This window comes from Microcoleus sp. B6-A1 (assembly GCF_036705085.1).
Taxonomy (GTDB): domain Bacteria; phylum Cyanobacteriota; class Cyanobacteriia; order Cyanobacteriales; family Microcoleaceae; genus Microcoleus.
Window position 1 is genome coordinate 1 of the sequence record NZ_JAUBTU010000082.1, and the last position, 13327, is coordinate 13327.

The 13327-nt window shown below is 45.5% G+C and carries 10 protein-coding genes; 3 read left to right on the forward strand and 7 right to left on the reverse strand.

Features of this window, described 5'->3' with window-relative positions:
- Window positions 1-1196: 1196 nt before the first annotated feature.
- Together QUB11_RS24265 and QUB11_RS24270 are read left to right on the forward strand one after the other, a co-directional pair.
- Window positions 1197-1421, forward strand: coding sequence for a hypothetical protein (locus QUB11_RS24265; RefSeq protein ID WP_006635912.1), 225 nt, complete (start codon window positions 1197-1199; stop codon window positions 1419-1421).
- 753 nt (window positions 1422-2174) lie between these two features.
- Window positions 2175-2426: a TIGR02450 family Trp-rich protein gene (locus QUB11_RS24270; protein ID WP_242725377.1), complete on the forward strand. Its 252-nt coding sequence runs from the start codon at window positions 2175-2177 to the stop codon at window positions 2424-2426.
- 291 nt (window positions 2427-2717) lie between these two features.
- Here QUB11_RS24270 and QUB11_RS24275 read toward each other — a convergent pair whose 3' ends face one another.
- The 5 genes from QUB11_RS24275 to QUB11_RS24295 all read right to left on the reverse strand — a co-directional run bounded on the left by QUB11_RS24275 (window position 2718) and on the right by QUB11_RS24295 (window position 11028).
- The gene (locus QUB11_RS24275) at window positions 2718-3815 is read right to left on the reverse strand and encodes a M24 family metallopeptidase (RefSeq protein ID WP_333206448.1); all 1098 of its coding nucleotides are present in this window, start codon (window positions 3813-3815) and stop codon (window positions 2718-2720) included.
- 145 nt (window positions 3816-3960) lie between these two features.
- Window positions 3961-5049 (reverse strand): galactose-1-phosphate uridylyltransferase, encoded by a 1089-nt coding sequence (gene galT, locus QUB11_RS24280; protein WP_333391888.1) that lies wholly within the window; start codon window positions 5047-5049, stop codon window positions 3961-3963.
- A gap of 224 nt (window positions 5050-5273) precedes the next feature.
- A complete protein-coding gene (locus QUB11_RS24285; protein ID WP_333206445.1) occupies window positions 5274-6953 on the reverse strand; it encodes an AarF/ABC1/UbiB kinase family protein in 1680 nt (559 codons plus the stop codon).
- A 441-nt stretch (window positions 6954-7394) separates the two neighbouring features.
- The gene (locus QUB11_RS24290) at window positions 7395-9620 is read right to left on the reverse strand and encodes an ATP-binding protein (RefSeq protein WP_333206443.1); all 2226 of its coding nucleotides are present in this window, start codon (window positions 9618-9620) and stop codon (window positions 7395-7397) included.
- Window positions 9621-10149: 529 nt separating this feature from the next.
- Window positions 10150-11028, reverse strand: coding sequence for a hypothetical protein (locus QUB11_RS24295; RefSeq protein ID WP_333206442.1), 879 nt, complete (start codon window positions 11026-11028; stop codon window positions 10150-10152).
- A gap of 548 nt (window positions 11029-11576) precedes the next feature.
- On the opposite strand from QUB11_RS24295, the gene QUB11_RS24300 reads away from it, so the two are divergent.
- Window positions 11577-12125, forward strand: a complete 549-nt coding sequence (locus tag QUB11_RS24300) for a LeuD/DmdB family oxidoreductase small subunit (protein WP_333042404.1) — start codon at window positions 11577-11579, stop codon at window positions 12123-12125.
- Between the two features lie 97 nt (window positions 12126-12222).
- Here the strand turns inward: QUB11_RS24300 and QUB11_RS24305 are convergent, their stop codons facing one another.
- On the reverse strand, window positions 12223-12645 hold the full coding sequence (locus QUB11_RS24305) for an NUDIX hydrolase (protein WP_333391890.1): 423 nt from the start codon (window positions 12643-12645) through the stop codon (window positions 12223-12225).
- A gap of 217 nt (window positions 12646-12862) precedes the next feature.
- Entirely contained in the window at window positions 12863-13285 is a 423-nt protein-coding gene (locus QUB11_RS24310) for a DNA-binding protein (protein ID WP_333391892.1), read from the reverse strand.
- Between the last annotated feature and the right edge of the window lie 42 nt (window positions 13286-13327).

The following is a 13327-nucleotide window of genomic DNA, read 5'->3' on the forward strand; positions in this document are numbered from 1 at the left end:
CTATTTGGTATTTTATTCATCATTACAACTATGTTTTGAGCAAATGAATATCTAATCACTACATATTTATCACTACCATATCTTTAATTAACGTTCAGAGTTCCCTAAGCCGGCGCCTCCACCTTCAAAAATGAGTTTTTTTAACAATAAGGATTGCTGTAAATATATTTTTTTATGATGAACAAGTCCTAAATGAGTTAATTAGAATGGCAAATTAAAAGAGTTGAGTTTTGTATTTTATCACGTAGGCTTATCAGCTTAATCTATAGTTAATTTTAACAACTTGAGTGTCCACCAAATAGGGCTATATCAAATTGCTATCTAAGGCAAGGGCTAAGGCAAAATCGCCTTGAAAAATCGGGTAGGCAGAGTTATTTTTTTGGATTCCTCTTTGTGGGCTATTAGGAGCAATCGACGGATGGAAGACTGTTTAAACTTGTGCTGTTTTTAAATTATTAGCAGTGAGCGCTCTGTTATGAATTATACAAAATGAGCCGTTACTGGCAATTCTCGCGTCGGAGCGATCGCCCCCAATGAATTCAGGAAACAGATTCACCGCCACACAGCACTAAATATCTGGGTTCACAAGCTGGGAGTCTTCGTTGGCCCGGAGATCACAAAGCTGCCTTAATTAACACAAATAAGGGCTTTGCAAGAAAATCCTAAAAATATTTCCTTGAGAAACAAGAATAAAAACTTGCTCGCTTATTGTAGCCCCGGTAACAACACGTATGCCTGAAGTTATAGTCCACAGCCAAGTCTAGGGGACGATCTAAATCAATAGGGTGATGTGGCAGTGTCCGGGTGTTAAGAGGGGCGATCGAAGAGGAATATTCCTTGAGCGATCGCTTCCCAATCCGGGAGTCTAAAACCTAGCAAGGCAAGGAGTTGGAGACAATGCTGAACTTTTTGAGTTCAGGAAAGTAGCGTTAGCACTAAACTCTGCCGTATTGTGGAAATCGAGCCAAATTTGTAACAGTTCTTAACTATAAAGAATTCTGCCAAAACTGCTAGCATAGTGACACTTTTGCTAGCAAAAACAGATAAAGTAAATAAAGTTGGCTAGCTCTAGACCCCCCGATCCCCAGGATGGGGATGTTGAATCAATTTGATTCATACCAAGTGGTTTTAGAGTTACAATCGGAATCAAAGCATCGCTATTTAACTGAGTTCTTTACTTACTTTTACTTTCAGCTATGAACGTGGATTTTATCAAAGCCCAAGTCAGGTTGCTACAGGGTGCAAGTTCATCGGAGCGAGAAACCCTTATTAAAAACATCGGCGTCTGTGCTGGCGTGATCCGACCCGGAGAGTACGTGACTCCGCAACGGAAGCACGCCATCACTCTTTGGCTGCAAACAAATGCGGTTCGCCTCCGGCTTCCCCAACTTCCTCTGGACTTATCCGGCCAAAAGCCTTAACAGGGAAGTAATCAAGAGGTAGCGACAGAATCAAAGAAATTAGTCAATCTTACCTAAAAGTGCGTTTTTATTGAGCTGTACAGGATCAATGAAACACGATCAAGATTGAAAAAATGTTTGTAGGGAAAGTTGGGCTCAAAAACACGCCTGTGGACAAGAAGCGGCCGACCGCCTTGGTAGAAGCAGGAAGTGAACGTCAAACCTGCTCTAAAAGTAGATTTGACTAAGTTTCACAGAACGGATTATTGTGCACAACTATAACCTGGGTTATTTGCTTTTAGATTTGAGATTCACGATGTAGCTCGTATTGGATAAATAGGCTATTTGTGGATCGCCTGAAAAATTATCCTATTCAATAGGTATAACTAATTACAGGGGCAGTCATTGAACTGCCCTTACTTTTGACTCTCGATGCGAAACGGCTGCAAGTTACAATAAACGCATCTACTTGCAGATAGAGTTTAGGTGAACTCTCATGTAAGCTGCAGCGCCTGTATATTATTTGTTATGTTCGAGAGAAGGGGAGAGGATTTGACGAGCTTTGATAGGGAATTAATATCATCAAACAGAACGAGTTATAGCAATCCTTGCAGGAGTCGTACAAAGAGGTAGGGATAGTGCCTTTCTTTGCCTACCCCGGCCTCATGGGGGCAACCGGGCGTGGGTTTTGCCCCTACAAGAATTACACAAAGGATTTAGGATGGCTATATTACAATTCACTTGCTTTCTAATATATTTTTCCACAAAAATACTGTGAGCAAAAAACAAAAATTTCCTTATTTAGTTGGTTCCCGATGGACTTCACACCAAAAAACTTGGGGGTGGCGACACTTTCAAGTGGTCAACCGAAAAAACGAAGGTAAATGGGTATTTGCAGAAATGGTGGCGGCTTGCGATCCAAATGTGCGTTTTTGGCTGAACGCCGCACAGCTCAAAGACCGATCGCTCTGGCAAGCTGGATGGCAGTCTACGCAAGAATTAGAGGAATTAGAAACTGCAGACTAAAAGACAGGGCTGTGGGGTAGAGTGAGCCGAACTTCCGCCGCCTGCTGCTATCGTTCCGATCCAAACCAATACGGAGTGAGACTTTGCAGGTTTTGAAAAATCTTTTACATGACTACAAGTTCGGGAAACCCTTATGTGGCAGCGTTTTTGCTTAAGTAAGTCGGTGGGAAAAATCCTAAGTATGTAACAAAACATTAAGTACGGCGATCCGAACTCAATTTAATTCGTTTTGTAGGGTAGTGTACTTTTTTTCTCTAAAGCGATAAGTTAAATTGACTAAGGTCGATCGTCCTATATTTCCAGCGGCACAGGGCGCAACCTTCCCGCTACTTCTACACTCGGCCAATTCGGATCGAAAGTCAAATTTTCCAACGTTCCATCGCTGTGAATTACAAATGTATCCTCAATTTTGGCTCCCGACAAACTCGGATTCCAAGCCACAGCCATATTTTCTGCCAAAATATCTGAAGTTGCCGGATTCGCCACAATTTCCCGCGCCAAATATCCAGTAGTTCCGCCTTGATGATGTTCCGCAATTGCTTGAGGATATCCGTGTTCTTCGTAAGCAGTTTTAAGCGTATCATAAACCGCATTCAGCGTTACTCCCGGTCGGCAAAAATTTAGCGCCGCTGCTTCAATTTCTCTGACTTGTCGGTGCAACTCTGAATACTTTTCCCCAAGAAAATCGAAACAGACAAATCTAGTTAAATTTGCATACAAACCCCCTCCCCTCGCGCAAAATACTAACATTGCTTGTCGTCCAATTTGTTCGGCGGTTGCTGTGGCGTGGCGGTACAGTGGCAAACGCCTTTCTCCAGCAACTAAGGTAAGTGCTGGATGCAAACCTCTCGCCCACAAAGCCTCTGCACCGGCTCCGGCTAGCTGATATTCTGTCCATGTTGGTTTGGCTGCGGAAAGTACCTCTGTCATCGCTTCGCTGGCTAAACGCCCGACTCGCCGGTATCGCTCTAATTCGCTTGACATCATTGTCTGTTTGCGAGACTGTAAAGATGCGATTATTGGCATTTCTTGGGAATTTGGCCGATCGCTCATAACGTTACCGCCACCAGTAATTTCTTTGACAAAAGCTTCGCGCTGTGCAACATCAGCCCAAGGATAGATGTGCATTTGAAAGTTGGCTGGCAATTCCTCGTCCTGCAAGCGTTGAGCTTCGATTTCATCGGTGAGAACCCAAGCGTTTTCGGCGGTAATTAATATTTCTGCAACTCCGGTTTCTGCGGTTAGCAATACTGTATGGGAACCGCCGGCTGTGGCCCAGGCAAACCAGTCAGTGCCTCGCAAGCGAAGGGCGATGGCTTTTGTTTCGCTTAAGGCTTTGCGGATGAATTCGAGTTTTAAATCGACTTCTTTGTTGAATGAGTTTATCATATATGAAATAAGGAAGAAGGAAGAAGGAAGAAGTCAACTCCCCCCTGCCCCAGAAGGGGGGAAGGCAGAAGGAAGAAAAAAGAAAATCACTGATTTTAGTTAACATTTCCTAAATCTAAAATCTACAATGTCTAAAATCTAAAATCTAAAATCTAAAATCGATAGATACTGCTTGCAATTCTTTAGCTTTTTCTTCGGGTAAAGCGTCGTTGGCAAACATTCCGGCGGCGAGTTCGGTTCCTGCTAGGTATTTTAGCCGATCGCTCGATCGATAGGGCGGATAAAATTGGGCGTGCAAATGCGCTTCTGGATGGGGTTTCCCGTCTGTGGGCCCTTGAAACCAAGCCATCAAATAAGGGAAGGGGCGATACCACAAACCGTCGTATTTGAGGGTGACTGTTTTTAAGGCTTTAGCCAGTGATTGACGCTGTTTTTGGGTCAAATCGACAAATGTAGCAGCGGGGGCGACCGGGGCAATCCACACTTCGTAAGGGTAGCGGGCACAAGCGGGGACAAAGGCGATCGCCTCTTCGTCTAAATAAATAATTCGCTGGTTGTCGGAAATCTCTTTTTGAATCAAATCTTGCAGCAAACCGCTACCGTTTTTTTGATAGTAAACCGATTGACATTCTAACATCCGTGCCGGCACCGGTGGCACCAATGGATAAGCGTAAATTTGACCGTGAGGATGGTGCAAAGTTACTCCAACTTCGACGCCGCGATTTTCAAAGGGCAAGACGTATTGAATTTCGGAATTGCTGCCAATAACTGAAGTGCGATCTGCCCATACTTCTAACAATAATTCCAAGTGAGATAACTCCAAAGAACCGAGGGAAGCCAGCGGATCTTGAGTGAAAACAACGACTTCGCAAATGCCCTTAGCTGGCAAAGTTTCGACAATATTTGCAGGTGCGTTTTTTGCTTGCAAAGTCAGCGAGGGAAAGCGGTTGTCAAACACTGCTACATCGTAATCTCCCGGCGGCAATTCTGTCGGAAACTTAGGGTTAATTGTAGCAGCCAGCGGGTTGTATTCCGGTGGTGGCATGAAAGTTCTTCCCTGACGGTGGCTGGCGTATGCTACCCATTCCCCCCGCAAAGGATGCCAGCGAAAGTGCGGGTTGGCCTCTACGGGTTCATTGCTGGGACTTACGGCCGCGATACCTTCTGGGATTGGGTAGCGGCTATACAGTGTGAGTGGGCGGCCGTCTGGTTTTAGCAATTTTTGGGCGTACATTTTTTGTAGGGGCGGGCGATCGCGTTTAATATATGTTAGGAGTATAACTTCGTGCTTTGAGAATCCGCCCCTACCTAAAGTCGCAAATTAGGTTAACAAGTTGAGTTGGCAGTACCAACGTCAGCCGATCGTGTGGTATTGTAGAACGGGCTGGAGAGCTTGGATCTGGATTCAATTTAGATGCGTAGCAGCTTACGATCGCAATTCCCAATTACCCAGTATATTTATTGATCGACCATTCGATCGAGCTTTTCCTTAACCAACAAGTCTAACAACGAGCGCAACACAAACAAGCCGCCCAATCCCGAAACCGCAAAAGCTGCGATCGCCCCCGTTTGATATCCGCCCACCAACAGCACCGCACCCGACAAAAACACAAAACCAGTCAAACAAGCGAAAATTAGAGTTTTCAGGGCTAAATTAATGCGTTTCAAGGCTCTTTCGCTCTCTAGATTTCGCACTCTAATTTGCATTTCGCCCTCTTCAATTCGCTGCTCCAAACGGTTGAGAAAAACTTGCGATTTGCTCGGCTGCCGTAACTTATATGTAATAAAACTCCGTGCTTGCCTTGCCAATTCTCCGATCGCATTTCCCCGCCCCTTGCTCACCGCAATACTCTTGACAAAAGGCTGAGCGGATGCTAGGAAATTGTAGTTAGGGTCGAGAGTTCTAGCAATGCCGTCGAGAGTCGTGACTGACTTGACAATAAACATCATTTCTGCAGGCAAGCGAAACGGTTGCTGCTCGAACATGATGTAAAGTTCCTTCTTAATTTCATTAAAAGCTTGAAAGTCGATCGGCTTATCAATAAACTTATCCAACAGAAAAGCAATCAACCTGCGTACCGGCATCATATCCGGCATCCGCTCAACTAAGCCGATCGTAATTAAAGTATTGAGTACCTCGTCAGTATCCTTTCTCATCACAGCAAAAAAAGTCTTGACCATTTGGTCTTTAGCCAGAGACTTCACCTCCGCCATCATCCCAAAATCGTAAAAAATCAAGCTACCATCTTCTGTCACCGCCAAATTTCCTGGATGCGGGTCAGCTTGAAAAAAACCGTCTATTAACAACTGTTTTAAATAACAGCAAATTCCGAGTTGATTGAGCTTCACAATATCGACTCCAATCGCCTCTAAACTAATGCGGTCGTCCACCTTAATACCGGGTGCGTATTCTAGAGTCAGAACTTTTTTAGTCGTGTATTGCCAGTAGACTTTCGGGACAATAATCTGAGGATATTCTCGAAAATTATGGCTAAAGCGATCGGAATTTTTACCTTCTTGCAGGTAGTCAATTTCTTGATATAAAATCTTAAAAAACTCGTGATAAATAGATTCCAGGTCATATTTGCGCGTCCCAGGCAAATAGCGATCGCAAAAACGCATCACTTGGCGCACCGCCTTGACATCCAAATCAAATAAACTTTCCAAACCGGGACGCTGCACCTTTACAATCACATCTTCCCCGGTGTGCAGCCTTGCTTTGTGCACCTGTCCCAGACTAGCAGCAGCCAGAGGCGACGGGTCAAAATCGCGGTACAAAGCATAAATATCCTTGCCTAACTCTGATTCTACAAGAGCGATCGCCTCTTCGGAACTAAACGGAGGAACCCGATCCTGCAACTGTTCGAGTTCCTTCACATACTCAAGCGGCAGCAAATCCGCCCGAGTCGAGAGAGACTGCCCGATTTTAATAAAAGTCGGGCCTAAATTCAGCAAAGTATTGACCAACCAATGAGCGCGAATTCTTCTAGTATGAGGCGAATTATTTTGCAGCAGTGCGTCCCACCACAAAAAAAACATAAACTTTCCCGCCGCTGCAAAAATGTCTATTTGCCGTGCCAGTGGCGAATATTTAGAACGTTGCCAACGCAGGGTTTTAGGTGCAGCTTTTGTGAGCATAATATTGGCGATCGAATTCCATGCACCGTGACAATTTTTAGGGACAATCCAGGACGCAGAAACCGACTTGTAAGAAAAGACGGGTTGCAGGCCTTTGAAACAGTTAAAAAACTCAGTTTCTTTGGTCTATACTGCGTAATATCATCTCCGACTATACAATTATAATTAAGTTCCTAGTAAGTAATGCAAGCCCTGATTAATTAATAAATAGAGGACAGTCGCACTCACTACAAACACGCGCTAATTACGGACAAATAACCCGACATAATATAAGTCCTGGGGAAAATCAGCAATGGAGAACCGGCAATTTAGACGGCAACCAGACAAACCATTCAAAACAGAGGACTTGGTAGCGTTTACCACATTTCCAAATCTCTCTCTTCTGGCAAGTCTTTTCGTGTCGCCTGTTCGCTGCCAATTACTAGCAGCTTCTCAACCGAACTATTCTTCTACATTACAGAGTTCCGCTGCAAATTGCGGCAGAGTCAAAGTAAAAGATGTGCGCCACAAATTGTCAGCTTCTGAACTTTCTGCCGGACAGCTAGACACATCAATAGTACCATTCAAGTGCTGCACTAAACACTTTACCAGAGCAAGACCCAAACCCGTACCGGCGATAGCTTGGTCAGTAATGCCAGTGCCACGGCGGAACTTGTCAAAGATGTGGGGCAAATCAGCCACAGAAATGCCGCGCCCGAAATTAGAAATGCTCAGGACAATATAGCCGGCTGCCTCAGACGCCTCCAAAACTACCGCCGTTCCAGAAGCAGAGTATTTTCCAGCATTCGTCAGTAGTTCCAGTAGTACCCGATTGAGAATGTCCGGGTCAGTTTCCCAGCAAGGGGTCAACTTGGGCAAATCCACCTTAAGAGTCAATTGCTTATCCGCCCACTGTTTTTCAAAATCCCCAGCTAAATCTTGAAATAAACGGTTGAGATCGATTTTGATTAGAGAAATCGGGAATTGCTGAGGCTCAAACTGCTTGAGGGCCAGCAAATCGCTAACCAGAGCAGTTTCCTTAGAACACTGCTGTTCAAGAATTTCGAGATACTTAGTCCGACTCGCTGACGGCAGTTCAGCTTGTTTGAGCATCAGAATCGCCAGTTTCATGATTGTTAAGGGGGTACGCAACTCGTGACTCAGAGTGCTGAGAAACTCGTCTTTAACCAGCTTCAATTTCCGCATTTGCTCTAGCTGATTGGCAGATTGTTCGTACAGTTTCCCCTGCACGTCGAGACTTTGCTGCAACTGAGAGGTTCTGTCTAAAACTACGGTTTGCAATTCCTTAAGCGTTTGAGTTTGGATCATCATCTTGCTCACTTGAGCGCTGACCGATTCGAGAACTTCTAATTCTTCCGGGTTCCAAGTGCGCGCCTTCGAGTGCTGCAAAACCAAGAAACCCAAAACAGTTTCCTGCCCGCTACCGCCCGTGAGGGGAACCAGCAGCAAGCCCCGAATGCCTTGGAGTTTCAAAATTTCTGTGGCTACTTCTTGTTCTTTGGCGATTAATTCGCCTGCGTCAGCGAGGGCTAGGGGTTTGGGTGCGCTGTGGAATGCTTGGTGGCACAAATTAGATTCTGACAGCCAAAAAGCGGGAGAGTTATTGGGTTTTGATTTGGGGATTTTGGATGGGTAATTAGCAGTTTTATTCTGGTTTTTTGTTCTGGATGTTGAGCTTTTTTTTTCGACTGCGTTTTGTGCTATTGGCTGTTTGTTTTGCTCTTTTTTTACAACTGATTCACAAACTAATTCGACTTTTGCTTTGGCAGTTTTATTGGGGGAGCGAGTTGTAAATAGAGGAGCTGTATATTTCAATAGCAGGATTTGGCCTCTATCTACTTCCAGGGTATCGACGGTATTTTGAATAACTTGCTGCAATATTCGATCGACTTCTGAATTGGTGTCGATCGAGGCAGCAACTGACATGAGTAGATTTTTGTATTTAGCTTGTCGCTGTAACTGTTCGTTTAAGCTGGCAATTTCTTGAGTTTTTTGAATGTGAGAAATCGCACTGCTGATCGCGTCTGATGCTGCTTCCATGCGCTGCCGATCGGCTACCGACCACTCGTGAGGTTGCGACTTACCAACAATTATCATACCATTTACAGCCCCTCCAAATCGCGCAGGCCCTGCCAAAATTGCCCGAAAAGGCAGCGCAGTCACAGGGGAATTGGGCGATGAAGTTGCCGGACTATCTTGATAGTCAGATATCGCGACTATCTCACCGTCTGCTAGGACGTTTGCCCAAGCGGGGTGTTCGAGTGATATGCTAGGCGGTTTTAATCTTGTGGTTTGGGGGTGTTCCGGTGTTTCCGTGGAATCCGCAACACCAGCCACATAGGGAAAATCGCTGCTATTTTGCCAGTAAGCATTCGGATGTACTACTTTCTGGTCAACCACAGCAGTAACCAAACAGAAATCTGCCTCCCATGCAGCCCCCAAAGTATTGGCTATTTGCAGCAGCAGGATGTCTCGATCAAAGCTGGTCGCGAGAATTTGGCAAATTTGTCGCCCGATAAGGGCAGGATCGACCTGGAACTGCATAAGACGATCCAGAAATTTTGGGACTGATACTGGTTCTGCGATTTGCGGTAAATGCAAAGTGCAAGACTCTGACGGCGATCGGTCGATCAAAGTAAAGTCTTGATTTCCCGGGCGATCGATCATGGCAACCAAGCCTTTATTCTAAGATGTTTGAGCCGGCTCCCGCTGCCAATCTAGAACCTCTCCATAACTGTCGGCTTGACCGTTATGAGCCTGCTTTCTGTGTTTGTGCAGCCGATCGGCGGGTCGATCGATATGTAAAAATATACCCAGATCTGACCGAGTTCTATTTTCCTGTTTTTTACCCTTGGAGCTCTACGGGATGAACTTTACCATCCTTTACCGGATGATTATCAATCCCATTCCCGCTAATTTTGACGGTTATTAGTAGTATGAAGTTTTTCTAGAGACCGCTTAGTGACACCCATCTCCTCACCCTGTGATGTTTCCTCTTTAAGTTTGTGATCTTAACAAATTTTTATTTTGATACAAATCGGCTGATCGAGTAATGCCGATCGCCAAAATTCAAAATCCCCAAATTATCACTCATAACATAGCTGAGAGTTTCCGAGTTTTTACTCAAAAACTCATTTTTCACCACACCTAGAGCCGCCCAGCGAAGTCTCTGGCTAAATTTATCCCACTTACCTGCTTACTTATTTTGTGCTTCCTCTTGGGCTTTATCGCTATTTTGGCGGTAAAGTGCCGTCCGATTCTGAGCCGTTGTGTAGCGGGGATGCTTGGAAGGCACGGTGGCCATCAAATCGGAAGCTTGCTGCCACTTAGCCGCTACGACTAACCAATCCTGGCGAGATTGAGCGGTTTTGCCCTGGGTGGCTGCTTGTTCGGCTACTCGCACTGCTTGGGCAAAAGAGTCAACAGCAGAATTAACAGTCTCCTTAGAAATTTTCACAGCAGGTTTTGCCTCCGAGGGAGGGGCACTGGCCACTGCTTGGGTGCTGGCTTGGGTGCTGTTTGGCACTTGGGAATTAAGTCCTTTGTGAATGGCGGCCGCTGCAGCGAGCAACAGCACGGTCAAGCTGATGCCGCCGACGATACCGCGCTGAAATTGCCGCGGTTGCTGCATCGATCGAGGTATAGCCATTCTCGGCAAAGCCCGCTTGCCTGCGAGAGCTTGTCGTTCGTGATGGTTGCTCAGAGCTAAACGCTTGAACAAATTCGGCTTTCGGAGTTTAATTTCTTGAGACCACAACAGTTGATTTTCGGGATCGCGGCTAATTTCTTCCAGCCACAGCAGTTGGTGTTCTCGGACAAGCCGGCTGTTGATGTTGACTCGGCGAATATTGTGGGGCGAAATGCGTTCCAAAATTTCTCGGACTCGATCGACCAAACTAGACTCTTCGAGCAGTTGGGGCGTTGCAGCTTCGCACAGCAGTTGCAGCACCCCGTCTGCAAACACAGCTCGGGCCCTGACCCCTACCTGTGCCAGTTCGTCATTAAGGATTTGAATAATCGATGCAACCGAGCCCTCGCGAGCTTGTCGAGCAATGTCATCAATTGGATTGGTCATAAAACTATCTTGACGCTTAGCAAGCTGTTAATTGTTAACCCAAAGTCTCGGATCTAATTTTTACTCATCAGAAAATTGGGTAGAAACCTCGTCCTTTTAGGACGGCTTTATCTTACAATATAATTGGTCAACGACCCACCCGAGACGATGGATCAAACAGCCTATACGAGCGAAGTTCAGCCCGAGGTGCTGGCGGCGAAGCAAAATCGGTAGACCGGGAAAAGAGGATAGGGCAATGGTAAACATCCCTAGAATCAAAAACGAAGAAGAATTCCGTTTGGTATTCGACACGTAAAAACCGCTTTCTCTTGCGGGGTTAGTGCGCGAGAGCGAACATAAGACCAAATCTCTTTTAGGGTGGAGGCAGTTGCGAAGAAGCAGAAATTCAAATCGTGAGGTTTGGGAATCCCCGTCCGCGACGGTCGGGGTGGATGTCAAACAGGTTATCACTGACACTGCCAGGTTAAAATGAACAGATGCAAATCTTGCATACCGATCCACTTAAAATTATCACCACAGCATCGAACGAGGCTAACAGGAAATAAACTATGGGTAAAGTAATTAGCGGTCAAATTTTTGTTGTAGACGACAACATCGATACAGATCAAATTATCCCGGCAGAATACCTGACCCTGGTTCCCTCGAAGCCGGACGAGTACGAGAAACTAGGCAGTTACGCTATGATTGGGTTGCCCGATCGCTACGGTAAGTTTATCGAATCCGGCGAACAGAAAACCCGGTATCCGATTATAATAGCTGGCGAAAATTTTGGCTGCGGTTCTTCGCGGGAGCACGCTCCGATCGCTCTGGGGGCCGCCGGTGTCACAGCGGTGGTAGCTTTGTCTTACGCACGCATTTTCTTTCGCAATTGCTCGGCTACTGGCGAATTGTACCCGATCGAATCAGTTGAGCGGCTCTGCGACTTGTTTGTAACCGGTCAAGAAGTGACGATCGACTTTACAGCAGAGGTAATTGTCAACCACACTCTCGATCGAACTTTCTCGCTCAAGCCTTTAGGAGAAGTAGGGCCAGTGATTGATGCCGGAGGGTTGTTTGACTACGCGCGCCAAACGGGAATGATTGCTGCTCGCTCTTAACTGTTAAAACCCCTGCAATGTAGGGTGTACCACCGGGCGCACCTTACGAATCTCTCCCTGCTCAAACCGCTCCCATCTAGGGTGCGCGAAAATTTTCTCAAATCGACTCAATAAAATTCAATAAAATACGCTGGTGAGCAATGCCAAAAGGTCGCACATCTCCTGACTGCTCAGAATAGCATTTGCCGTCCCGAATCTGCTCGGGAGTCAACAACTTCATATCCCAACCCTCAAGCAAAACTAAATCCTTGACATCCGCACTAAGTTGTGCATGAAAAACGTGGCGAACGACATCTTTTTCGACATCACAACAGAAAAAAGAAACACTTGCAGGAGCATAACTAATTTCTTCTTTCAATTCCCGCAATACAGCCACTTCCGCAGTTTCTCCCGGTTCCAAGTGTCCGCCAAACAAAGCCCAATGTCCGGGATACCTAATATGAGGAATATCGTCCCGCAACTGACAGAGAAACTTGCCGTCTTGGTACAAAATCGCGATCGCAACGTGGATTTTAGTCATGTGTTAAAAAGAAGAGAGAAGGCAGAAATTGCTGTAGGAGCGGGTTCACCAACATCTGTAAAATTAACCAAAAATATAGGTAAATCCGCCCAGACCATAATATTATAGTTAATGAACTTTGAAGATAAACAGCTCCAAATCGCGCAATCACAACTATAAACCTTGAATTTTTATGAAATAGACTTACTTATTGAAATAAATTAGCATCTTCGTATTTTTATTTATTAGCCGCTGGAGTGCGCTTTAATTGTTCCATTTCCTCAACATAAACTTCACCTAAATCTTTTCCGGCCAATTCCTTCAGAGTAATACTCTTGTAGCGGACTTCTCCCTTCAGCAACACTTCATCGCCAAGTTGTGGCAAAGCTTGGTTAGTTAAAACCCAAATCGTACCCGTACCGTCTTGAAGTTGATAAGCCGCATTCCCCACAAACGGAGCGCGATTTTCCACCTTTCCCCGAAGATAAACTTCAGCATCCACTTGTCGCTTTTGTTGAACGTCGCCAATGCTAGCCACATTAAAGCCAAGATTAAGTTGAGACATGGGTAAATTGCCGCAACTGAAGAAACCGCTGGCGAGGATTAGCGACAAAGAGCTGGTACAGAATCTTTGAACCCAAACTTCCTTAATTGCAGTCATTGGTCAACTGATTTGAGATTTGAGATGTGAGATACGACTTAC